The sequence below is a fragment of the Acidithiobacillus marinus genome, from assembly GCF_002847505.1.
Taxonomy (GTDB): domain Bacteria; phylum Pseudomonadota; class Gammaproteobacteria; order Acidithiobacillales; family Acidithiobacillaceae; genus Acidithiobacillus; species Acidithiobacillus marinus.
The window spans coordinates 93,915-116,412 of sequence record NZ_MXAV01000013.1 but is presented as its reverse complement, the minus strand read 5'-3'; the positions used below and the strand labels follow the sequence as shown (position 1 = coordinate 116,412).

The 22,498-nt window shown below is 52.8% G+C and carries 25 protein-coding genes and 2 tRNA genes; 13 read left to right on the top strand and 14 right to left on the bottom strand.

The genetic code is table 11. The features are described 5' to 3' along the window. The first annotated feature begins 56 nt into the window (after positions 1 to 56). Positions 57 to 1,238: a pyridoxal phosphate-dependent aminotransferase gene (locus B1757_RS04565; RefSeq protein ID WP_101537193.1), complete on the top strand. Its 1,182-nt coding sequence runs from the start codon at positions 57 to 59 to the stop codon at positions 1,236 to 1,238. On the opposite strand, the gene purT is transcribed toward B1757_RS04565, so the two are convergent. After that, entirely contained in the window at positions 1,235 to 2,416 is a 1,182-nt protein-coding gene (gene purT / locus B1757_RS04560; RefSeq protein ID WP_101537192.1) for a formate-dependent phosphoribosylglycinamide formyltransferase, read from the bottom strand. The two genes, B1757_RS04565 and purT, sit on opposite strands and share 4 nt — an antisense overlap. A 97-nt stretch (positions 2,417 to 2,513) precedes the next feature. Between purT and gnd the strand changes: the two genes are divergently transcribed. The 3 genes from gnd (at position 2,514) to B1757_RS04545 (ending at position 5,458) form a co-directional block, all read left to right on the top strand. Further along, complete coding sequence (gene gnd, locus B1757_RS04555) at positions 2,514 to 3,434, top strand: phosphogluconate dehydrogenase (NAD(+)-dependent, decarboxylating) (RefSeq protein ID WP_101537191.1); 921 nt, start codon at positions 2,514 to 2,516, stop codon at positions 3,432 to 3,434. After that, positions 3,435 to 4,901 carry a glucose-6-phosphate dehydrogenase gene (gene zwf / locus B1757_RS04550; protein ID WP_101537190.1) on the top strand — a complete coding sequence of 489 codons (1,467 nt, stop codon included), beginning with the start codon at positions 3,435 to 3,437 and terminating at the stop codon, positions 4,899 to 4,901. It abuts the gene before it with no gap. Positions 4,902 to 5,155: 254 nt separating this feature from the next. Then, positions 5,156 to 5,458, top strand: coding sequence for an ArsR/SmtB family transcription factor (locus B1757_RS04545; RefSeq protein ID WP_101537189.1), 303 nt, complete (start codon positions 5,156 to 5,158; stop codon positions 5,456 to 5,458). 7 nt (positions 5,459 to 5,465) lie between these two features. Here B1757_RS04545 and dusA read toward each other — a convergent pair whose 3' ends face one another. Together dusA and B1757_RS04535 are read right to left on the bottom strand one after the other, a co-directional pair. Beyond that, positions 5,466 to 6,425, bottom strand: coding sequence for a tRNA dihydrouridine(20/20a) synthase DusA (gene dusA / locus B1757_RS04540; protein WP_101537188.1), 960 nt, complete (start codon positions 6,423 to 6,425; stop codon positions 5,466 to 5,468). Between the two features lie 4 nt (positions 6,426 to 6,429). Then, complete coding sequence (locus tag B1757_RS04535; RefSeq protein ID WP_101537187.1) at positions 6,430 to 7,341, bottom strand: LysR substrate-binding domain-containing protein; 912 nt, start codon at positions 7,339 to 7,341, stop codon at positions 6,430 to 6,432. A 109-nt stretch (positions 7,342 to 7,450) separates the two neighbouring features. Between B1757_RS04535 and B1757_RS04530 the strand changes: the two genes are divergently transcribed. From B1757_RS04530 to B1757_RS04495, 8 genes are all read left to right on the top strand, one after another. Next, on the top strand, positions 7,451 to 8,992 hold the full coding sequence (locus B1757_RS04530; RefSeq protein WP_253253708.1) for a DHA2 family efflux MFS transporter permease subunit: 1,542 nt from the start codon (positions 7,451 to 7,453) through the stop codon (positions 8,990 to 8,992). Further along, the gene (locus B1757_RS04525) at positions 8,992 to 10,422 is read left to right on the top strand and encodes an efflux transporter outer membrane subunit (RefSeq protein ID WP_101537186.1); all 1,431 of its coding nucleotides are present in this window, start codon (positions 8,992 to 8,994) and stop codon (positions 10,420 to 10,422) included. Before B1757_RS04530 ends, B1757_RS04525 begins: the two co-directional genes overlap by 1 nt. Then, positions 10,419 to 11,591 carry an HlyD family secretion protein gene (locus B1757_RS04520; RefSeq protein WP_101537185.1) on the top strand — a complete coding sequence of 391 codons (1,173 nt, stop codon included), beginning with the start codon at positions 10,419 to 10,421 and terminating at the stop codon, positions 11,589 to 11,591. The genes B1757_RS04525 and B1757_RS04520 overlap by 4 nt, the downstream gene beginning before the upstream one ends. A gap of 123 nt (positions 11,592 to 11,714) precedes the next feature. Then, on the top strand, positions 11,715 to 12,176 hold the full coding sequence (locus tag B1757_RS04515; protein WP_101537184.1) for a globin domain-containing protein: 462 nt from the start codon (positions 11,715 to 11,717) through the stop codon (positions 12,174 to 12,176). 87 nt (positions 12,177 to 12,263) lie between these two features. Continuing rightward, positions 12,264 to 13,247 (top strand): FAD-binding oxidoreductase, encoded by a 984-nt coding sequence (locus B1757_RS04510; protein WP_101537183.1) that lies wholly within the window; start codon positions 12,264 to 12,266, stop codon positions 13,245 to 13,247. Positions 13,248 to 13,290: 43 nt separating this feature from the next. Further along, positions 13,291 to 13,536 carry a thioredoxin family protein gene (locus B1757_RS04505; protein WP_101537182.1) on the top strand — a complete coding sequence of 82 codons (246 nt, stop codon included), beginning with the start codon at positions 13,291 to 13,293 and terminating at the stop codon, positions 13,534 to 13,536. A 76-nt stretch (positions 13,537 to 13,612) separates the two neighbouring features. Then, positions 13,613 to 14,074 (top strand): hemerythrin domain-containing protein, encoded by a 462-nt coding sequence (locus B1757_RS04500; RefSeq protein WP_253253707.1) that lies wholly within the window; start codon positions 13,613 to 13,615, stop codon positions 14,072 to 14,074. Next, a complete protein-coding gene (locus B1757_RS04495; protein WP_101537180.1) occupies positions 14,071 to 14,517 on the top strand; it encodes a biotin/lipoyl attachment domain-containing protein in 447 nt (148 codons plus the stop codon). Before B1757_RS04500 ends, B1757_RS04495 begins: the two co-directional genes overlap by 4 nt. 5 nt (positions 14,518 to 14,522) lie before the next feature. Here B1757_RS04495 and B1757_RS04490 read toward each other — a convergent pair whose 3' ends face one another. The 6 genes from B1757_RS04490 to B1757_RS04465 all read right to left on the bottom strand — a co-directional run bounded on the left by B1757_RS04490 (position 14,523) and on the right by B1757_RS04465 (position 18,625). Next, positions 14,523 to 15,212 carry a Crp/Fnr family transcriptional regulator gene (locus tag B1757_RS04490; protein ID WP_101537225.1) on the bottom strand — a complete coding sequence of 230 codons (690 nt, stop codon included), beginning with the start codon at positions 15,210 to 15,212 and terminating at the stop codon, positions 14,523 to 14,525. Positions 15,213 to 15,480: 268 nt separating this feature from the next. Further along, on the bottom strand, positions 15,481 to 16,740 hold the full coding sequence (locus tag B1757_RS04485) for an MFS transporter (RefSeq protein ID WP_101537179.1): 1,260 nt from the start codon (positions 16,738 to 16,740) through the stop codon (positions 15,481 to 15,483). Beyond that, the gene (locus B1757_RS04480; RefSeq protein ID WP_101537178.1) at positions 16,737 to 17,093 is read right to left on the bottom strand and encodes an ArsR/SmtB family transcription factor; all 357 of its coding nucleotides are present in this window, start codon (positions 17,091 to 17,093) and stop codon (positions 16,737 to 16,739) included. The genes B1757_RS04485 and B1757_RS04480 overlap by 4 nt, the downstream gene beginning before the upstream one ends. Further along, positions 17,090 to 17,269 (bottom strand): hypothetical protein, encoded by a 180-nt coding sequence (locus B1757_RS04475; RefSeq protein WP_143484215.1) that lies wholly within the window; start codon positions 17,267 to 17,269, stop codon positions 17,090 to 17,092. The genes B1757_RS04480 and B1757_RS04475 overlap by 4 nt, the downstream gene beginning before the upstream one ends. 95 nt (positions 17,270 to 17,364) lie before the next feature. After that, positions 17,365 to 17,901: a carboxymuconolactone decarboxylase family protein gene (locus tag B1757_RS04470; protein ID WP_101537176.1), complete on the bottom strand. Its 537-nt coding sequence runs from the start codon at positions 17,899 to 17,901 to the stop codon at positions 17,365 to 17,367. Between the two features lie 160 nt (positions 17,902 to 18,061). Beyond that, on the bottom strand, positions 18,062 to 18,625 hold the full coding sequence (locus B1757_RS04465; RefSeq protein ID WP_253253706.1) for a cytochrome b/b6 domain-containing protein: 564 nt from the start codon (positions 18,623 to 18,625) through the stop codon (positions 18,062 to 18,064). Positions 18,626 to 18,813: 188 nt separating this feature from the next. On the opposite strand from B1757_RS04465, the gene B1757_RS04460 reads away from it, so the two are divergent. Next, positions 18,814 to 19,176, top strand: a complete 363-nt coding sequence (locus tag B1757_RS04460) for a hypothetical protein (protein WP_216360817.1) — start codon at positions 18,814 to 18,816, stop codon at positions 19,174 to 19,176. On the opposite strand, the gene B1757_RS04455 is transcribed toward B1757_RS04460, so the two are convergent. The 5 genes from B1757_RS04455 to pgsA all read right to left on the bottom strand — a co-directional run bounded on the left by B1757_RS04455 (position 19,153) and on the right by pgsA (position 22,493). After that, complete coding sequence (locus tag B1757_RS04455; RefSeq protein ID WP_253253705.1) at positions 19,153 to 19,740, bottom strand: YidH family protein; 588 nt, start codon at positions 19,738 to 19,740, stop codon at positions 19,153 to 19,155. The two genes, B1757_RS04460 and B1757_RS04455, sit on opposite strands and share 24 nt — an antisense overlap. A 98-nt stretch (positions 19,741 to 19,838) precedes the next feature. Continuing rightward, positions 19,839 to 21,455 (bottom strand): APC family permease, encoded by a 1,617-nt coding sequence (locus B1757_RS04450; RefSeq protein WP_101537173.1) that lies wholly within the window; start codon positions 21,453 to 21,455, stop codon positions 19,839 to 19,841. A gap of 241 nt (positions 21,456 to 21,696) precedes the next feature. Next, positions 21,697 to 21,770 (bottom strand) — tRNA-Cys (locus tag B1757_RS04445). Positions 21,771 to 21,809: 39 nt separating this feature from the next. Then, positions 21,810 to 21,884: transfer RNA gene (locus B1757_RS04440), tRNA-Gly, on the bottom strand. Positions 21,885 to 21,905: 21 nt separating this feature from the next. Next, the gene (gene pgsA / locus B1757_RS04435; RefSeq protein WP_101537172.1) at positions 21,906 to 22,493 is read right to left on the bottom strand and encodes a CDP-diacylglycerol--glycerol-3-phosphate 3-phosphatidyltransferase; all 588 of its coding nucleotides are present in this window, start codon (positions 22,491 to 22,493) and stop codon (positions 21,906 to 21,908) included. Between the last annotated feature and the right edge of the window lie 5 nt (positions 22,494 to 22,498).

Sequence of the window (22,498 nt, the reverse complement as noted above, 5' to 3'; positions counted from 1 at the left end):
GCGCTCTTGTGTGCAATAGACGCACCTGCTGAAAATGAAAGCTGGAGTGAATAATCGTGGATATTCGTCTTTCTCGCCGCGTCAGTGCGGTGCGCCCTTCACCGACACTTGCCGTTACTGCCCGTGCACAGCAACTTCGTCGAGAAGGAAAAGACATTGTCAGTCTGGGTGCCGGCGAACCTGATTTCGACACGCCGGAATATATCAAGGAAGCCGCCATTCAGGCGATTCAGCGGGGCTTTACCAAATATACCGCTGTCGGTGGCACTCCCGAGCTGAAAGCCGCCATCGTTGCCAAATTCGCCCGGGATAACCATCTCCACTATCAACCCCATGAGGTACTGGTTTCGGTTGGTGGCAAACAGAGTTTTTTCAATCTTTGTCAGGCGTTGCTGGATAGTGGAGATGAGGTCATCATTCCTGCTCCCTATTGGGTATCCTATCCGGACATGGTCCTCCTCGCCGAAGCCTGTCCGGTGATCATTGACACCGGTGCAACCCAGCATTTCAAAATCCTGCCCGAGCAACTGGAAGCCAGCATCACCGAAAATACCCGCTTGCTGGTCATCAACAGTCCTTCCAATCCGTCCGGTGTGGCCTACAGCCGCAGCGAGCTGGAAGCCCTGGGAGAAGTACTCCGCCGTCATCCCCGCATTCTGATTGCCAGCGATGACATGTATGAAAAAATCCTGTTTCAGAATGAACCTTTCGTCAATATTGCCAACGCCTGTCCCGACTTGAAAGAGCGCTGCATCGTCATGAATGGCGTATCCAAAGCCTACGCCATGACCGGCTGGCGGATTGGCTATTGCGCCGGTCCCAGGGAACTCATCACCGCTATGGACACCGTCCAGTCGCAAAGCACCTCCAATCCGACTTCCATCTCCCAGGTAGCCGCCCAGGCTGCCCTGGAAGGCGGAGATGCAGCCATTCATGAAATGGTGCACGCCTTCCGCCGTCGCCATGATTACGTGTACGGTCGCCTGCAAAGCCTCCCCGGTGTGGCCGTACTGCCATCAGATGGCACCTTTTACAGCTTTCCCGGCTTTCAGGAGCTGATGCAGGCCAAGGGCATACAAGACGACCTGATGCTGGCCGAGGCTCTGCTGGAGGCAGGCGTGGCGGTAGTACCCGGCTCAGCCTTTGGCACACCGGGGCATATTCGCCTGTCCTTTGCGACCAGCGACAAAAATCTGGAAATGGCTCTGGATCGCATCGAACACTTCGTAAACAACTAAGACGGACTGACGGTAATGGCCGCAGCGGCGCTGCGCGCCCTGCCCCGGGCTTCTTCCACATCAGCTCCGGAAGCGACCGCCACCCCCAGACGTCGGAGTTTTTGGGCCTGGGGTTTGCCGAAGAGGCGAATATCGCTCTCGGGCACCGCCAGGGCCGTTTCCAGGCCAGAGTAACAAGGTCCCCAGCCCAGGTTTTTGCCGCGAATCACCGCCGAAGCCGAAGCCCGCCGAAACCCCGGATCCACTGGCAAGCCGAGAATGGCCCGCAGGTGCAGTTCAAACTCATTCTGACGCTGACTGGCCAGAGTGACCAGGCCGGTATCATGGGGCCGGGGGGACAACTCACTGAAAATGACTTGCTCGCCCTGCACAAAAAACTCCACCCCGTACAATCCCCGACCGCCGAGGTTATCCGTCACCTGCCGGGCCATATTTTGCGCATCTTCCAGAGCCTTCTGGGACATCGCCTGGGGTTGCCAGGACTCCACATAATCACCGGCTTCCTGACGATGGCCGATAGGCGGGCAAAACACCGTGCCAAAAGCCGAACGCACCGTCAGCACAGTGATTTCAAAATCAAAATCCACAAAACCCTCGACAATGACTTTTTGCGCGCCTACCCGCCCGGCAGTTTGTGCCTCCTGCCAGGCCAGGGGTAATTCCGCTGCACTGCGCGCCACTGATTGTCCCTTGCCACTGGAGGACATGACCGGCTTGATCACACAGGGAAAACCCAGTTCCGCCGCAGCCGCTTCCAGTTCCGGCAAAGTTCCGGCAAAGCGATATGGGGAGGTCGGCAGCTCCAGTTGTTCGGCAGCCAGACGGCGAATACCTTCGCGATCCATGGTCAGTTGCACCGCCCGTGCCGAGGGAATCACCATCGCCATGTCCGAGTTTTCAATGTGTTCCAGGGCAGACGTAGCAATGGCTTCGATCTCCGGCACCACGTAGTGAGGCTGCTCGCGCCTGACCAACGCGAGGATGGCTTCGGGATCAGTCATATCCAGCACATAGGCGCGATGGGCGACCTGCATGGCGGGCGCATCCGCATAGCGATCCACGGCAATGGTCTCTACACCCAGACGTTGGGCGGCAATTAACACTTCTTTTCCCAGCTCTCCGGCACCCAGCATCATCAGTCTGGTTGCCGAAGCAGAACATGGAGTACCCAGTTTCATGCGGTTTTTTCCTTATGCAGAAAACAATGAAAGCAGAACAAGTCTATACTCTAAGCATATCATTTTCCCGACAGACGCATACGCGAAGGAGTTGGACATGAGTAAACCCGCAATTGGCATGGTTGGTCTTGGTCGGATGGGTGCCAACATGGCGCGACGCTTGCACCTCAAGGGCTTGGATGTCACGGTATACAATCGCCATGCGCAAAAGGCCACCGATCTGGCCCAGGAAACGGGCATGCATGCGGCCAGCACCTTGGAAGAACTGGTCCAGAAGCTCCCTGCCCCCCGGGTCATCTGGTTGATGCTACCTGCTGGTGAAGCTACTCAGTCCCATATTGATCAGTTGCTGCCGCTGCTCAGTAAGGAAGACATCCTGGTCAATGGTGCCAATGCGCTTTATGAAGATTCCATGGCCCAATCCGCTAAAGTAGAAGCCGCAGGAGTGCATTATATAGACGCTGGCGTTTCCGGTGGCGTTTGGGGCTTAAAAGAAGGCTATGCCCTGATGGTGGGCGGCAGTCAGGAAGCGGTAGCCCGGGTGACCCCCTTCCTGAAAGCCCTGGCCCCCGGAGAAGATCAGGGCTGGCTCCACTGTGGACCCGTGGGCAGCGGGCACTTTGTGAAAATGGTTCACAATGGGATCGAGTACGGCATGATGCAGGCGCTGGCGGAAGGCTTTGCTATTTTGCAGGCCAAAGAGGAATTCCACCTGGACCTCGCCAATGTGGCCGAGATGTGGCGCTACGGGAGTGTCGTGCGCTCCTGGCTACTGGATCTGACAGCGGACACCTTACATAAGGATCAGGTTCTGGACGACATTGCTCCGGTGGTGGCAGATTCCGGCGAAGGCCTCTGGACGGCACAGGCGGCATTGGCCATGAAAATCCCGGCACCGGTCATTACCCTGGCCCTGCAGATGCGCTGGGCCTCACAGGGGAAGGACGACTATGCGGCCAAATTGTTGGCCATGATGCGTAATCAGTTTGGCGGCCATGCCGTACAAAAGGAGGACTGAGTGGATAATCAGTGCATTTGCCAGTTTGTCATTTTTGGCGCCACCGGCGATCTGGCCAGCAAAAAATTGCTTCCCGCCCTCTATCATCTGGAATGTGCCGGGATGATGCCTAAAGAAATGCGCATTCTCGCCTTTGGTCGGCGTCCCTGGGACGATCATGGCTGGCAGGACTTTCTCCGCGAACAGCTGGAAACCTATGCCACAAATTACCATCCCGAGCACTTCGATGATTTTTGCCGACATTTCAGTTATGTACGGGGCGAAATTCACGACAAGGAATCCTATCAACAACTGCGCAGCGCTCTCACTCCTGAAGGCGCGGACAAACCGGCTGCCACCATATTTTATCTGGCTATCCGACCCGCCGATTTCATTCCGGTCGTCCAGCAGCTCTCGGGTGCCGGGTTCAATCAGGAGGGGGATTATCGTATTGTCATCGAAAAACCCTTCGGCGATGACTTGGAAAGTGCCATACATCTAAACGAGCAACTGCACCATCATTTCCGCGAGGAACAGATTTATCGCATTGACCATTATCTAGGCAAGGAAATCGTTCAGAATCTGATGGTGTACCGTTTTGCCAATCTGGCAATAGAATCACTCTGGAACCGTAATTATATTGACCACGTACAAATTACCGTGGCCGAAAAAGGCGGTATCGAAAGCCGGGCCGGTTATTATGATCAGGCTGGCGCGTTGCGCGACATGCTCCAGAATCACCTGATGCAGATTCTGACCCTGGTGGCCATGGAACCTCCGCCCTCTCTGGAAGCCGATACCCTGCGCGACGAAAAAGTGAAGGTGCTCCGCTCCATTCGTCCCATCCCCAAATCGGCGGTGACGGCTTATGCCATGCGTGCCCAATATGGTCCGGGAGTCGTGGACGATCAGCATGTTCCCGGCTATCAGGACGAAGCCGGGGTAGAAACCAACTCCGTCACCGAAACCTATGTAGCGGCAAAATTTTACATCGATAACTGGCGCTGGCGTGGTGTGCCTTTTTATCTGCGTACTGGCAAGCGCCTGGAAAACAAAACATCCAGTGTCGCCATTCGCTTTCGCCATACCCCGCAACAGCTTTTTCGGGAAACCAGCATCGAAAAAATCGAACCTAACTGGATTCTGCTCTCCCTGGAGCCGGAAAGTATGAAAACCGAAATCCAGATCAAGGAACCGGGACTGGAAATGCGCGTTCGCCCGGTACAGCTCAATGCCTCCTATCGCAAGGATGGAGAACAGGAGCTGGATGCTTATGAGGCCTTGTTGCTGGATGTCATGGAAGGCGATAAGGCGCTGTTTATTCGCTTTGACGAAGTGGAGTGGGCCTGGCGTGTTGTAGATCCGATCATCAAGGCCTGGGGACGGGACTCAGATTATATCCTGACTTATCCCGCCGGCTCCTGGGGACCCGACGAGGCAATCCGTATCATGGATAAGGAAGATCAGTACTGGCGTAATCATCTCTAAGCAGTGCCATGGCGACAGCCTCCGAACCGTGGTTGTCGCCTTCAGAAAACAGCAAAAACCGTATATTAATCAGTAGACAAGATTTTCATCAAAAAAACCGTAGCCAAGCGTCTACAGCATTCGCTGATAAACCCTTCACGAAAACCCCCTGTTTTATTTTTATTCACTATTTATCAAAGCGATAAATAACGTGGCACGGTTCATGCTGTATGGCTGGAGTAGGTTATCCAACGATACTCAAGCAAGGAGCTACCATGAAAACCACGGAAAATACCATCATCCCCGAACGGGAGATTGCGCAACTCTCCGAAGTCATCAAGGCCATGTCTCATCCTTTGCGCTATAAAATCATCTGCCTGCTGGGGCGCGGCGAAATGAGCATGCAGCATCTGGTGAAGGCCATCAATACCAGTCACAGCAATGCCTCCCAGCATCTGGCCCTGCTCCAGGATTCTGGGCTGATTCTGGTCCGCAAAGTCGCCAGTCGGGTGTACTACCGGATTCGTGATCAGCGCACCCTGCGCCTGCTGGAAATCAGTCATCACGTCCTGGCCTGATGGGCTTTTACGCGAATTGTTGCAATGCGCGCCGCAGAAAATCTGCGGCGCTTTCGTTCAGGACAGCAGTACCCAAAAAGCGACGCCATTCCCCGGCGCCGGCAACACCGTAGTAAAGACCATGCAAATGGCGGCTCAATCTTGGAGCCGGTAGTGCTTCTCCCCAGCTTTCGGCATAGGTCATCAGACCTTCCAGAATTTGTCCGCGCTCAGGTAACTGCGCGCGCCTGCCCATGGCCATTTCCACTTCGGCCAGCAGCAGGGGGTTATGGTAGGCAGCACGGCCAATCATCACCCCGTCCACATAGGGATACTGTTCGAGCACAGTGGCGGGAGTTTTGAAACCCCCATTGATTTCTATCTGCAGATGCGGGAAATCTTGTTTCAGGTGTTGTACCCAATCCCAACGCAAGGGTGGGATTTCGCGATTTTCTGCCGGATTCAATCCCTTCAACCAGGCATTGCGGGCATGGACAATGAAATGCCTGCACCCCGACTGCGCCACCCTGTCTACAAATTGCTGCAAGGCCGCATAATTTTCTTCCCGATCCAGTCCTAGCCGATGTTTGATACTGATCGCCAGGCCGCTATCGGCCAGGGCAGCCATCAACTCGGCCACATGCTCGGGAGTCGCCATGAGACAAGCCCCAAAACTGCCTTTTTGCACCCGTGGCGAAGGACAACCCACATTGAGATTAATGCCATCGTATTGATATTCCCTGGCCAGCCAGGAGACCCGGCGCATCGCCTCGGGGTCATCTCCCCCTACTTGAAGAATCAGAGGATGTTCCGCCGCTGAATACTCCAGAAAACGCTGCGGGTCGCGTCCCAGCAAAAGGGCGTTGGTGGTCAGCATCTCTGTGAAGAGCACACAAGAGGGACAGATCAGTCGCAAAAAATGCCGGCAATGACGATCCGTCCAGTCGAGCATGGGCGCTACGGATAAAATCTTCTCATTCATTGCCATGGAATCACACTCCGGCCTGTTGCAGATGTACCGTTCCGGTATCCAGAAATTCCAGGAAGGCTCGGATAGTGTGGGACTGATAGGCGGGTTGGGGTCTGGCCATATACAAGGTCCACTGAATGCCCAAGGGTGCGGGCAGGCGGCGCGCCACGACCCGCCAGTCTTTCCGGCAACGCAAGGCGGCGGCCGTTACAAAGCCAATTCCCAGCCCGGCATCCACGGCAGCGCCCACTGCTTCAACACCGGTAACCTCAATGGATTGTCGGGGTGTCAAACGGGCTTCCTGAAAGGCTTTTTCTACAGAACGGCGAATACCCGACCCGGGTTCGCGCCAGATCAGGGGATAAGGTAGCAGATTTTCCAGTGTCAATTCCGCTTGCTGGAGGAGGCTATGCCCTTCGGGAAAAATGGTCATGATTTCATCATCCAGCCAAGGTGTCACCGAATAGTAGGAAGGCAAACCTTCCAGATCCAGGCCACCTTCCAGAAAATACAAATCCCAATCGGACAGGGCAATACTGGACCAGTCGATCACCCCTCCCCGCAGCTGAAGTTCTATATCGGGAAATTGCCGTTGAAAAGACACCAGTCTTTCCGGCAAAAAATAATTGGCCACGGTGTTGGTGGCAACAATCCGCAAAACACCACTCTGCAAACGCTGGCGGCGCAACATGATGTCCTCGAACTCATCAATCACATCGCGCATCCGCTGCGCTGTCGAGAGCAGCGCTTCGCCGGCCGGCGTCAACTGAATGCCGCGTCCGTGACGCATGGTCAAGGGCTCTCCCACCATCTGGCTGAGCTTCTGCAAGCGCTCGGTGATGGCCGGCTGACTCCGGTGCAGGCTTCGCGCCGCTGCACTGATGCCGCCACTTTTGGCCACCGTAAGAAAAGTCAGCAGTAATTCCGTATCCATATATCGCTATACCCGATAGTTTATATATATATAACCAATTTGATCTATATTTGCAGCCCCTGCATTATCGGCCCGTTTGGCAAATAAGCATAGAAGCGGATACCCCATAATGACCTTTCCTCAAAACGCCCAGACAGTTTCTCCGTTGAGTACCGGCATGGTAGTGCTGCTGAATCTGGTCATTGGTCTGGGACATTTCCTGGTGCTCTTCAATACCGGCGCCTATCTGCCCATGATCCCCCATGTTGCGGGTAGTTTAGGGGTCAACCCCGATTTTGCCGACTGGACACAGGCTGATTTTTTTCTGGCCATGGCCCTGGCCTTTCCCACATCGCCCTGGTTATTACATCGCTGGGGGGAAATGCGTGTTCTGACGGCGGCTTTTGTCATGTTCGCCCTGGCTTCAGGCGTATGTGCCGTCACCAATCACTATGACAGCTTCCTGATCGCACGGATTGTTCAGGGTTATGTGGGAGGACTGACCATTCCCGTTTCCTTGCAGATTATTCTGCGCCACTACCATCCTCAGCGCCGCAATATCGGACTGGGTCTGTGGGGAATTGCTGCCCTTACCCCGTTCACCCTCGGCCCGGTCATCGGCGGCTGGATTACGGATACCATCGGTTGGCGCTGGCTGTTTTATGTAAACATACCCATTGCCATTACCGTAGCCCTGGTCAGCATGATTCTGCTTTTTGAGCGTGAAATGGAACATCGCCATCCAGCACTGGACTGGCGCGGCCTGATCTTCCTGGTCATCGCTCTGGCTGCCGGAGAATCCGCCCTGAACATCGGCGAAACCCTCAGTTGGTGGCGCTCTCAGACCATTATTTTCCTTGGCATTATCAGCCTCATCGCTCTGCTGCTGTTGATTATCGCCGAATGGTACACCCCCCAACCCCTCCTGGATCTGCGCCTTCTGAAACGGCGCAATTTTCTGATAGGCAGTGTGGTGCTGTTTTTCACCGCTTTGTTTTTTCAGGGCAGCATCGCCATTTACATTGTCGGCTTTCAGTTAGTGATGGGCTATAGCGCCTGGATGGTGGGCCTGTTGATATTACCTATGGCCATTTTCTCAAAAATCAGCTTCATGCTGACCCAGCGCTTGTTGAATCGCCTGGATGCCCGCATCCTGGCTGTCCTCTCTCTGACAGGATTTTCAGCCGCAAGTTTTTGGGTGGCTTCCTATAATCATCCGGCGTCCTTCACCGAGTTGCTCTGGCCCCAGGCATTTGTAGGCATTTTCCTGGGCAGTTTGTTTCCCTCCATCATTGCCATTGCCTTGTCGGGATTATCGGGTCCGGCCGAAATACGCGGAACAGTGCTCTTGAATGTATTACGCCTGAGTGGACAGGCTATGGGCATTCCTCTTATTGCCACCTTATTTGACCGGCGCATGATTTTCCATGCGCATTTTCTGGCCGAAGGGAAAAGCAGCATTGCGGACTTACCCGGTACGCTGATCGGCCATATACGCACAGCAGCGCTGATAAAGCAGCATGCGGCCATGTTGGCTTTCAATGAGATTTTTTACATCGCCGCCTGGGGATTTTTGATAGGGGCCGGTCTCTTGCTACTCAGCAAGGCTGTGGTTTACGCAGAACCGGATATTCGTCTGCGCCGCGCCATAGAAGAACTGGTTGACCTCTGATGCATAAATTTTTTCTGCTTCTATCCTGCCTGTTACTCAGCGCCTGCGCGCGCCTGCCAGAACATCTGCCCAACAAGCACCTGGCCCATGCTCCGCAAATCCGTCAAGTATTGGCTCAAGCTGAGGGGCATGATGGCATTCATCCGGGTCCATGGCCCGAATCCCGGTGGTGGGAAAAGGCGCAATTGCCTGCCCTCAATCAACTGATTGATGCGGCGTTGCGGAATAACCCCTCGCTGCAGATGGTCAGCGCCCGCATTCTCAAGGCAAAAGCCTTTGCTGCGGAACAACATGCCGCCCTTCTTCCACAATGGAATGCCAGTGCGTCTTTCACCCGGCAGTATTTTTCTAAACAGGGACTCCATCTCCAAGCCAATGGCCAGCATTTTGACTATGCCGAGATCAACCCGCTGGAGCTGCGTTATCACCTGGATTTATGGGGTCGGGACAGCGACCAGATCCGTGCCACCATAGGAAAAGTGCGGGTGCACCAAGCCGATTATGCCGAAGCAAAACTGCAACTGGAATCACAACTGACCTGGCATTATTTTCTGCTGATCGGCACATCCCAACGTCTGCATCTGGCACAGCATCTGGAAAACCTGCAAAAGTCCCTGCTTCTGCTGGAGAATCAACGCTGGCATGATGGTCTGGCCGATGCGCGTCCGGTTTTTGCTCAGGAAGAACGCTACGCCGAAGCGCGACAAAATAGCGCTCAATTACAGGACGCTGTTGCCCGGCAACGCTATATTCTAGCGGCTCTGGCCGGACACGGACCTGATTGGGGAGAGCAGATCCCCATCGCTCCGCTACCGGAGCTGTCGCGGATGCCCATTCCTCGGGATCTTCCCTTGCGCCTCATCACTCACCGCCCCGACATTGTCGCGGCCCGTTGGGAAATGACAATCGCCGCCCAACAGATCAAGGCGGCGCGGGCGGCTTTTTATCCGGATGTGAATATCGCCCTGTTTTCGGGCTGGAACAGCATTGATCTGGGTGATTTATTCAGCCCGGGGAATCTGGCCCATGCGGTGGGTCCGGTGATCACCTTGCCGGTTTTTGAAGGCGGAAAACTCCGCGCCCGACTCAAGGCACAAAATGCCGTGTATATGGCCGCACAGGATCATTATCGCCAGAACATCCTCAGCGCCGTGCGGGAAATTGCCCGTTACCTGGCGAGCTGGAAAAAAATTCATCAGCAGCTCCATGAACAAGCGCAGATCATGCAGGCTGCCAGACAGAGCCGAGTCCTGGCTGAGGCGGCTTTTCGTGCAGGAACCGCCAATAAAATGGCCGTTTATCAAACCCGTATTCAGGAAACAACCATGCAAAGCCATAAACTCCTTTTGCAGATCCAAAATGCCCAATCCTGGACATTACTACATGAGGCGCTGGGAGGCGGATATGCGACTAAAGGCAAAGCAGAATGAGTACAGCGCAGCTTGTCCCGGATTCTGAAAAACACCCTTTGGAAAAAAAGCGCCGAAGAGGGCTGCTCGGGGTTGCCATCCTCCTTTTCCTAGTTAGCCTCATCGGTATCTTCTGGTGGTTTTTACGGGGGCAGTACTGGATTGAAACCAATGATGCCTACGTGAACGGCAATATCAGCCCCGTGGACAGTTTGTCAGAGGGCACTATCCAGCAGGTGCTGGCAGAAAATACGGAATTTGTGCATGCCGGTCAGGTACTGGCCATCTTGCAAAGCAGTCATTCCCGGCTGCAGATGAAAAAAGCAGAAGCCCATCTGGCCGCGACAGTACGACAAGTGCGCCAGGATTTCGCGGAGGTCCATGCTCTGCAACAAAATATCCAGGCCAAGAAAGCCACGCTGCGCCAACTGCAGATAGACTTAACACGCTATCAGCAATCTCTGCCCAGTGGCGCCGTTTCTATGATCCGCCTTGAAAATACCCGACAAGAAATCACTGCCGCAAGCGCAGCCGTGGCACAAGCGCAAGCCAAACTGCAAGGCGCTGAAGCCCTGGTAGCAGGCACCACGCTTTATGACAATCCTCTGGTGCAGCAGGCTGTTGCGGCATATGAGCAGGCCGACATCACCTGGCAACGTCACCTGATCCGCGCCCCCATTTCGGGTTTTATCGCCCAGCGCTCTGCCTATCCAGGGTTAAAAGTTAAAAATGGTCAGCGCCTGTTCTCCGTCGTGCCCTTGAACGATTTATGGGTAGTCGCCAATTTCAAGGAAACCGTCATGCGTCATATCTACCCCGGACAATCGGTACAATTGACCAGTGATTATTACGGAGGTTCTGTGCATTTTCATGGCACCGTCCTGGGTCTGCTTCCCGGAGCGGGGAGCGCTTTCAGTATTCTGCCGCCACAAAATGCCACCGGGAATTATATCCATATTGTGGAACGGGTGCCGGTACGTATTGCCATACCTGCTGCAGAATTGCGCAAACACCCACTCCGGCCCGGGCTCTCCATGATTGCCGAAGTCCACTGGCAGCCCGAGCATCCGCATTCGGTTCTGCAACCTCTGACCAGCACTCCGAAACAGGGATATGAAACATCCATATACCAGGATGAAGTACAACGCGCGCAAAATCGCGCCCGGCGCATTATCCAGAAGAACCTGTAAGCATGGCCGCCATTTTCAAAATTGACCGAAATCAAGGAATAGCTGCACAACCTGCTTTATCTTTCACCACGTAGCGCGTCAAGCACAGTCCATCCACACCCCAAGCACAAGGAGTAATTTGTCATGACCATCAATATTCAATTGATTCAATCCAGTGGCGCTGCTGTAAAGGATCTCGGTGTACAGGTAGCTGAGCATTTTTATGATTATATGTTCACGCATTTTCCGGAAGTCCGGAAAATGTTTCCCGGAGACATGACCGAGCAGCGTATCCGTTTGTTTAACTCTGTCATTCTGATTGCGACCAGCATCGACAATCTGGAAGTACTGGTGCCCTATTTGAAAGATCTCGGGATTGCCCATATCAAGTATGATACTCGCCCGGAACATTATCCCATCGTCGGCAAAAGCCTGCTCAATACCCTGAAGCATTTTCTGGGTGCTGCCTGGACCCGGGAAATGGCGGAATCCTGGATTGAGGCCTACAACCTGGCTTCTACGGTATGCATTGAGGCGGCCTATGAAGCAATGGCCCCTTCCCGCTTTGTGCCGGTAACCATTGACGACGTCCCTCCTGCTGTTTGATTTAACACAAAACGGTGCTTGGCCGGGATCCTTTTTGCGACTTTGGCCCGCGCCGTTTTTTTGGTGAAAACGAAGTGAGGTCAATGGATGGAATATGAAATTTGTCTGGAACCCTCCGGCATCTGTTTTATGGCCAATGAAAATCAGAATATTGTCGAAGCGGCCAAAGCCCATGATGTGGCCATTAAACATGGCTGCGCCAGCGGTTCCTGTGGAGATTGCAAGGGAACCATTTTGTCTGGAGAGAGTGAGCAGGGGCCATTTATGCCGCTGCTTTTGACACCCGCAGAACGGGCTGCAGGCATGGGCATATTATGCAAGCTTTATCCACGTAGCCCTATGCGACTGCGCGCTGAAGTCATTTCCGGAAATATCTGGAATAGCCACATAGTCAGCTTGAACAAGCTGGCCTGGAATGTATTGGAATTAACCTTGAAACCGGAAAATGCCTATCCATATCGTACCGGCCAATATGCCCGTATGGCTGTCCCGGAGCATCAGGATCAGTGGCGCTCTTATTCCATGGCTACGCCACCACAGGATCATGGCGAGCTGGTTTTTCATATCCGCGAAATTCCGGGAGGACTGTTCAGTCAGTGGCTTTTTAAAAAGGCCCAATGCGGTGACAGCATCACGCTCGGGCCACCACAAGGAGACTTCGCTCTCCACCCGGAGCAGAACAGGCCCATGCTCTGCATTGCCGCCGGTACCGGATTGGCTCCCATTGAAGCCATCATTCAGGAAAGTATTCTTCAGGGTCAGAATCGTCCTGTTCATCTGTTTTACGGAGCCAAAAAACAGGCGGATTTTTATCATCTCGATCAATTGCAGCAATGGGCACAACAATATCCTCAGATTACCGTGACACCCACCATTTCCGACATGGAAGACACCCATTGGACCGGAGCACGCCGACTGTTGCCCAGCGTAGCCGCCCGAGGCCACTGGCAAAACCATGAAGTCTATCTTTGCGGAAGCCCCGGCATGATCGAAGCGGCTATTGATCTGCTGCTCTCCCATGGGGTCTCCCATGCACACATCCACTTTGATGCCTTTGCACCCAATGGCTAGTCATTCTGCGTTGCTATATGACAACCACTCAGGAGTACACAAGATGAAAGTACAAGTCCTTGTTTCAAAATGGTGTCCCGTTTGCCCGCAAGCTGAAAAGGTCTGGAAGGAAGCTTCAGAAAAAGTGCCCATGGAACTGGAAGTTCTGGATATCGCGGAACGGGAGGGGCGGGAAATCGTCAGTAACCTGCGCATTAAAACCGTCCCCGCCATTGTCGTGGATGGCAGCCTGAAAACCGTAGGCGCACAACCCTTGGGAGACGTGTTGAAAATGCTCGGAGCGTCATAACAATGACATCCAAATGCTCAAGAAACGCACTTCGGTCACGCGCATACCGCACAGGATCGCACCAACATCGGAGATTATGATGGAACCCATTGATCAGATCATGCAACACGACCATGAACGCCTGGACCAGCTTCTGGAACAAGGCGCAGAAGCGGTGAGCCAAGGCGCATGGCCGGAAGCGGCGCATTTACTGGAGACCTTCCGCCATGGCATCGTGGATGGCCATATGGCCGTGGAAGAAAGCACATTATTTCCGGCCTTTGAGCGCCAGAAAGGGGATGAAGCCCAATCCCTGACCGCCCTCCTCCGCAAGGGTCATCAGGATTTACGTATTTTTTTTGAGGAAATGGCGGAAGCTATTCAGGAGCAGGACGCAGAAACCTTTGACGATCTTCTAAGTACCGTACAAACCATTCTCAAACAACATGATGCCAAGGAAGAAAATGAACTTTATCCAATTTTGGCAACTGCCTTGACCGATCATGGTGAAGCTGCAGGAAGGCGTATTCTCGATTTTGAGGCGGAGGCAGAATCATGAGTGAATATCACGGCTGCGAATTGCTGGAGGATCTTTTTTATGATCTGGATTATGTGTGGGTACGCCCCGAAGAGGATGGTACCTTGACGATCGGAATCACAGATCCCGCCCAGACCATGTCAGGCCGCCTGCAAAAAGCCCGCATCAAAAAAGTCGGCACACACCTGGAGGCCGGACGGCATGTGGCCACCCTGGAGAGCGGCAAATGGGCAGGCGGTGTTCCGGTGCCTTTTGCGGGTGAAGTCATGGACCGCAATGAAAAACTGCTGGAAGATCCCCACCTGATCAATATTGATCCCTACAATGATGCCTGGATCGCTCGCGTGAAACCCGATGATCCAGCACATGCTCTCGACAATGTCAGCACCGGTAATGTAGCCATCGCGGCACTGGAAGAGTGGATCAAAAGATACGGTGTGCAATGCATGCGTTGTTCAGAATAACCGGATCAATGACCGGCCACCCAGCGTTCCAGGGCCTGCAGATCAGGCACATGGATGGTTCGTCCCTGCATTTCTATCACTCCGGCTTTACGCATGCGGGCCAGCACCCGCGATAAAGTTTCCGGGGTCAGACCCAAGCGTGCGGCGACCGCCGATTTTTTGGTGGGAAATTCAATGACTGCAGAACCATTAGCCTGTGGACACAATTCCAGCAAATAACTGACCAAGCGCTGTTCGGCGGATTCAACACTGAGATGGCGCAGCTCCTTGACCAGAAAATGCAGACGCATACTCAGACGCGCCAACATCTGACGCATCAACAGGGGTTTTTGCTCCAGGATTTCCAGGAACAGGGCGAGGGGAATTTCCAGAACGCTTGTACTCCCGTCCGCAGCAGCGGTCACCGGATAACGTCCACCCAGAAAAGCGACGGCTTCGGCAAACAGGTCATGCTGCTCAATGATTTCCACAATTTTTTCCTGCCCGGTGCTTGCCGCCGCAATCAGGTGGATGCGACCGGAAAGCACCAGATAAAAAGCGCTCGCAGCGGCTTTCTCGACAAACAAAATCTCTCCGGAATCCAGGGTGACTTTTTTGCTTTGTAGCAGCAAGGCATGCAGCAAGTCTTCCGGCCAGGCAGAAAACAGTGAGGTTTCGCGCAGGATGGGGAATAAATTGTCGGCAACGGCTTCCATAAGGGCGCTTTCTGATCTGGAAAAAAGCAGCATAGTCATCATCTGGCTAAGCCGCAAGCCGCAAAGAGGGGCTGCTATGCACACACCTACCCTGACACCGGGGCCCGATCCACGGCAAATTGGCTCGGGAGTTGCTAAGTCTGCAGTCTGGACAATGAAGTCCTCGCGCACTCACGCTTTGCGCGAGGTATTTTGTAATAGCACCTCAAACTGGAGGAAAAATGAAAGATGGGCATCTCATCATCGGTCTTGATAAAAAACTGATTCATCATATTTTTCGGGTATAGGTTTCCTGGACTGCAAAGACAATCCATACCCCGGACAAGGCGACAATACCGGCAGTCACCCAAATGGCGGGCAGAATTTTGTCATTCCACTGGGCGACCAGGCCCAGCAACAGTCCACCGATGGCATAACCCGTATCCCGCCAATAGCGGTAGACTCCAAGAATGCGACCACGTTCCAGGGGCGGAGCGGTATCGGACATGGCCGTCACCAGATTGGGATAGAGCAACGCCATGCCGAGGCCCATGATGGCTGCAGCGCCAAGCCAATCAACAAAACTCTGCACCAGTGCGGTCAACACCAACCCTGCCGAAAGCAGAAAAAAGCCGCAGACAATGGGGAGCTTACGTCCGATTCGATCTGCCAGGTGTCCCGTCCAGAGTTGCGAAAGTCCCCAAACGGCTCCATAGGTTCCAGTGATCCAGCCGATGGCCACCACCCCCAAGGCATGCTGCAGAAAGTAGAGAGGGAATAGTACCCAGACCAGAGTATCTGCCACCTTGTTAGCGACTCCGGCCTGACAGAGGGCGCGATAACGCGGATTTTGGAAGGAGACAGCGATGAAGCTCTGCCACCAGGGCGCGCTGGAGGCTGGGGCAGAACCAGGATGGGCAGCATGCTCGGCCCGTACCCAGGCAATGGTATCCTGCACCCGCAAGCATAGAAACAAAGCCAGAGCAATGACTGCCAGGCCAAAACCTAACAGGGCCCAGCGCGGACCATAGGCAACCGCCAGATAGCCGGTGCTCAGACCGGCCAGACCCATGCCCACATAACCGGCAGCTTCATTGATGCCCACGGCGAGGCCGCGTTGGCGGCTACCGGCCAGGTCAATCTGACTGGTCACCGTCATGGTCCAGGTGAAACCCTGGTTGATCCCGAGAAAGACGTTGGCCGCAATGATCCACCACCAGTTGGGCGAAAAAAAGATCAGCAAGGGGATCGGGATGCCAGCCATCCAACCCAGCAACAAGACTCGCTTGCGGCCCATACCATCTGAGAGAGCACCGGCCACCAGATTCAAGGCACCCTTGACCAGGCCGAAAGAAATCACGAAGCTGGCGAGAAACAAAAACTGACCTTTATCTACACCAAAATTGTGGGCAAGTCCGGGGAGCACGGTGCGCTCCATACCAATAATCAGCCCCACAAAAAACACTTGCACCGTCTGTAGCAGAAACTGAGCACGATTCTGGGCAATGCCCCTTTGATAGTGTACGGCGAGTGCCGGGTCCGCACTCATGACGGTTGCTTGCGTAAAGGGACAAGCTCGGCCAGTTTTTGCCGACTGGCAACGGTCAGGTCCATTTGTTCAAGGATCAGATGCCGTACAATTTCACAGGTCTGCAGCAGCTCGGGGCTGGTGAGGCGGTAATGACAGAAAGTGCCACACTTGTCACAGTGCACCAGGCCACGAGCCTTGAGAATACTCAAATGTTGAGAGACATTGGCCTTGGACAGGCCGGTCAATTCCGTCAACTCCCCGGCTGTATGTTGCTTTTCTCCCAGATAATGGATGATCTCCAGACGCTTGGGATGAGCCAGGGCCGCAAAGACCTCGGCAAACAGAGCAAAACGCTCCGTTTCCACGCTCATGCCGCCGCACCTAGATTGGTGGTCACATCGTCAGCATGAACATGGGTATCGATTAACATGACGATCGGAAACGACAATTCGTCACCAGCGACTCCAGCTACCGCTGCAGCAAAATCTTTAACGCCGCAGCTGTAGGTTGAAATTCCGGCGACATCGCTCCGCTGTTTGAAAAACATGGGCCAGCTCATCAATAGTTAACAAATTTAGAAACTCCTAGACTAGAAAGGAACTCCCCCGTTGTCAACCCAAAGCTGGCTCACCCGAAGCTTGATCAACTCGCCGAAAAAGGGGCTACCCGAAAAGTTTCAAAGAGGATATCTACAGCACTATGCTGCGCCCCATGCGCTACCGCATCAAAAATATCCTGATCGGTCCAGCCCAGTTTGCGCAGTTGATCCACCTCTGCATCCTCGACTGAATGGGGATTGCGCACGGCACGCAGCACATAATCCAGCAACTGGTTTTCACGGTCTTCAAGGGGGCCATTGCGCGGATTTTTCAGTGCTTGCTGGATAGCTTCAGGGGCAATACCCGCATTCACCAGCAGCGACTGATTAAAACCGATGCAAAACTGGCAATGACCGTCTTCTGACAACACATAACGCAAAAGGGCCAAGAAATTGGCTGAAAGGCGGGGATGCTGACCAAAATATCCCAGGAGCTGCATTTGTATGGCCAGCAATTTGGGACTGACCCCAAATAACTGCAGACCTTCTGGAACCCCACCAAATGATTTTTCAATGGCTGCATAGAGCTCTGCAAGTTCGCCGGTAGCTTCTGAAGGGGAAGTCAACGTCAATGTGGTCATGATTTTCTCCTGCGCTGATTGAAGGAATCCTGAAGATACCAACTAGACGGTATGCTGTCAAAGCTGTACTTTATTTTCCGCATCAGTCTCTCCAAGCGGTTCAGCAAAAATTGGCACTTATCAGGGCGGACAATCCATACTGGATGCTCCGCCCCGTCATTCAGGGAATAAAAATTCGCAATATCCGTGGGGTACGGAGTGTATGCAGAAAAGCCATGGCAATATGGCCCCACCAGTAAGCCCATACCAGATTGGCAATCAGCGAATGAACCGCATGCGGAATAGCATACGCATCCCCGGGTTTTACACCGCCAGCCGCATAAATCAGGACGAACATCACCACACCTGAAACGCCCATGCCCGAAATCGCCAAAAGGCCCAGACCATGTATCAGGCCTGGTAATCCGCCACGCATCCCACCCGGAGGCAAAACACCCCGCGTGGCGCCCTGAATATCTTTCACAATGCGTGAAAAATAAACACCATGATAAGGAAACAAATGGGCACGCAACTGGGCATTACGAAACACTACCAGCCAAAACAGGACAATCACAATGCTGCTGGCGATTCCCACCCACATATGGGATATGAACAGAAAGTGCCGAAAGGCAGATATTCCCACATGTTTCCAGATGGCTTTCATGTCCAGCTCACTCATCAACTGATAGGTGATGAATACCGCCAAAAAAATATGTAGCCACTTGACACTGCGAGGCCAAGGCAAGCTATCTGCTCCATGCATCAATAAAATCCTCTTTTAAAATATCAGATTGACTACTTTCAGAAGTAATTTTCTCGAAAATTGGTAGATTATAACGACAAATAGCCAGCAAAAGTCTACCACACGATCAGACACAACATGCTTCATCTATTTTTGACCAGCAAGCGAAGAGCATAACGCAAAACACCTTATTGAAAAAACTGATAGCTCCTGTGTTTCGCGTCGGCAGTTTCTCAGCTAACAGCGCCGGAGTTGCCGCTCTTTCAACAAGTCAAAGGGCTGCCTTGGCGGCACTTGTGTCCATCGTTCTGGCAGCACCTGCTTTTTTCCTCTTGGTCTGGCTTTGTGGTCTGGATTTCGACAGTACGGCTTTTCTCGGTGTGTTGCTGGTTGTTGCGACTGCCGTCATGGGTGGGCTGCTGCTTTCCATATGCATGATTCATGTCTTTATGGTTGGCACCTGTGCTTTACTCTGCGATGATGATGAAAAAAACTACCGCGTAATGCGAAGCACGCAAGAAACAAAGGCATCAAACCAGAAAATAGCTCAATAATGATAGGCAAACCAGCAGTATCAGGCCATAAATTCCATAGAGTTTATGATGGGGATAATATGCGCCCTGATCTACCTGATGTACCGTGAGAAGGAACCCCACCAGACCGACCGCAATGCTGATGATCCCCAATGCCAGAAAAATCTCATCCATCCCGGAGAAGCTGGCCTTCAGCGTAATAATCCGGTGCATCATCAGTGCCAGCTTGGTGAGAAAAAAGTCAAACTTTTCCATGATAAATCCGAAAATCACAATACTGATACCGGTTCGGATCCAGGAGAGAAAAGTACGTTCTGCCGAAAAATAGATGCGCGGATCCTGGATTTCTTTGCTGGTCACCGGAGAGCCACGATTGATGTAGCGCAAATCACGCACAAAAAAATAAAAAATCATGAACAGTAGAACCAGCACTGGCCAGGTCAACAATCGATATAAGTCCTGAAAAAAGGGTACTAACTCATAAAAATGCAAGGCCGCCAGCAGCAAAGTCATTTTTTCAGAGATAATACCCGTACCAAAAGCAATGAACAGAAACTTCAGGTAAGCCAGATACGTCCTTTCCATGCTCAAATAGAGCCTGGGCTCACGAACGGTCGGCAGATGTTTTAGCAGCAGCATACTACAATACGAGATGCGCTGCTTCGTTTCTGGTCATGGCATCATTATGGCGCAGATGGAGGCACTTTATTGCCAAACTGGCGCATGTAAACACGCATAGTTTTATCAGCCACTGAATCCCGAATCGCCAAGTAAAAAACCCCAAGAGCCAGTATTGCCAATGCTCCCATACTTGGGAAAAAAGCCAATAAACCCTCACCACCAAGATCTTTAGGACCAATCCAGCTCAGCACCCATAAGCCTATGAAGTATGGAAATATCCACCACATATATTGCCAGCCCATTTCCAACCAGCGTTCTTTTCTAAAAATACCGGTAAAGGCATAAATAGCCAATAAAACAAACAAAGTAATAAAAATGAAGTTCAGTGTTCTCAAACCAGACCAGTAAACGATCCAGGTAGAAACCACAAAAGCCAGAGGAGCAAGAACGGGCGCACCCCACAAACGGAATGGGCGCTCAAGATTAGGCATGGCTTTACGAATCTGGATCAGGGCAATAGGGCCAATAGAATAAGAAAGTACGGTCATGGACGCGATATAACCCACCATTTTCTGCCAGGAAGGAAACGGTAGGAAAAAGATGATACCCACCAGAAATAATACGATCAGCGTCACCCAGGGAACCCCATGCCGATTGATTTTATTCAGCCACAGAGGAGCGGCGCCAGTCTCGGCAGTAGCGAGCGTTACACGCGCCGCCGTGGTGGTATAAATCAGCCCCGTACCCGCGGGAGAAATAAATGCGTCTACATAAAGCAAGGTAGCCAGCCAGCCAATACCTACCGCTGCCGCCAATGCCGCAAAAGGACCGTTTACTCCTTGAAAATGTAAATGTTGCCAACCGTCCTTGGCGAGATCTGCAGGATTCACAGCACCCAAAAAAGCCACCTGCACAGCAATGTATACCGCCGAAGCAATCAACACCGAGCCGATCACCGCAATGGGAACATCTCTCTTGGGATTTTTACTTTCTCCTGCCAGATCTATGGCGTGGCGAAAGCCCAGTAAGCTGAAAATCACCCCGCCGCTGGCGATGGCAATAAACATCCCATGCACATCACTCATGGTATTGTGCACATGCATGTGAAAATTGCCTGGATGCCACGCCACAATAATCAGCATGAGCGCCGTCAGTAATGGAATGCCTATTTTCCACCAGGTGGCCGCGTTATTCACCTTGAGCACCCAACCAATTACCATGAAATTGGTCACCACAAACAAACCGAGCATAATAACTGCAATAAAAAAACCAAACCCACTCAGTAAATCCGTGTGCGGTTGTAACAATCCCGGCCAATAGTTATTGGCGTAAGTCAACACCGCAGTCACTTCCAGAGGGGCAATGGAGGCATAGGACAGAAACAATATCCAGCTCCACATGTGTCCGACAATCGGGCCATTACCGACGTGCGCGAGATGCACTACTGCACCAGCTCGCGGAATCATCGGGGCCAGCTCGGCGAATACCAGGGCCAGCAAAAGAATAGCAGCAGCACCTAAAATCCAGGAACCGATAGCCAAAGGACCAGCCATTTTTGCCGTAAACAAAGGGCCAAAAAGCCAGCCGGAACCTATGGATGCACCAACGCAAGCCAATATTAGCCCGACCAATCCTCCTTCACGCTTCAATTTATTCTTGCCAGAAATCTTGATAGACATATGCACAATCTCCCTGAATAATAGTGATATTATATCTGAAATTTATTATTCTTACTTTTAGTTATCTCATAGTTAAGTGAATTTGTCAATTACTTAACATAAAAACCGCACAAAATAATCATGGAAAAATAAACAATGAATCTATTTTCCCGGCATAAAAGAATGCAATTAGCGCAAATACAATGCCTGGATGAAGGAAAAGTACCAGTAAAATCGGTAGGGGGAATTTTTATATGGATATTGGAGGCTGGGCCCGGAATCGAACCGAGGTACGCGGCTTTGCAGGCCGCTGCATGACCACTCTGCCACCCAGCCTTAAAAGAAAAGGGAAAGCATGAAACTTTCCCTCGGTATTGGAGCGGGAAACGAGGCTCGAACTCGCGACCCCAACCTTGGCAAGGTTGTGCTCTACCACTGAGCTATTCCCGCATGAGCGCAAAGATAAAGGGATCAACTTTCCTTGTCAAGGTCAACGCCATGGGCCATCAGACTCGGCCAGGCAGCCCGCAGATAACCCAGCATGCTCCACAGGGTCATGAAAGCAGCAATCACCAGGAGGACAATCCCCAGGGTTCGTGCCGAGAGCCCGAGCAGGGGCTCACGATAGACCAGCAACAAAATAGCCAGCATTTGCGTGGTTGCCTTGGCCTTGCCCAGCCAGGAAACCGCTACCTTCTTGCGCTCACCCAGCTCCGCCATCCATTCCCGCAGAGCCGACACCGTAATCTCCCGGCCCACAATCACACTAATCAGAATGCCCGCCAGCAAGGGTGGCATCTCTCGCGAGGAGGCAATCAATATCAATGCCGTCACCACCATGATCTTATCCGCTACCGGATCAAGGAAAGTCCCAAAAGGAGACACCCCCTGATAACGCCGCGCCAGGTAACCGTCTGCCCAGTCAGTGATAGCCGCAACCGCAAAAACTGCAGTGGCTGCATAGGTACGTGCTTCCCCGCCCCAATAAAACAAAGCGACAAAAATAGGCACCAACAGAATGCGGAGAATGGTCAGATAATTGGGTATACGCTTTATCACGGTCC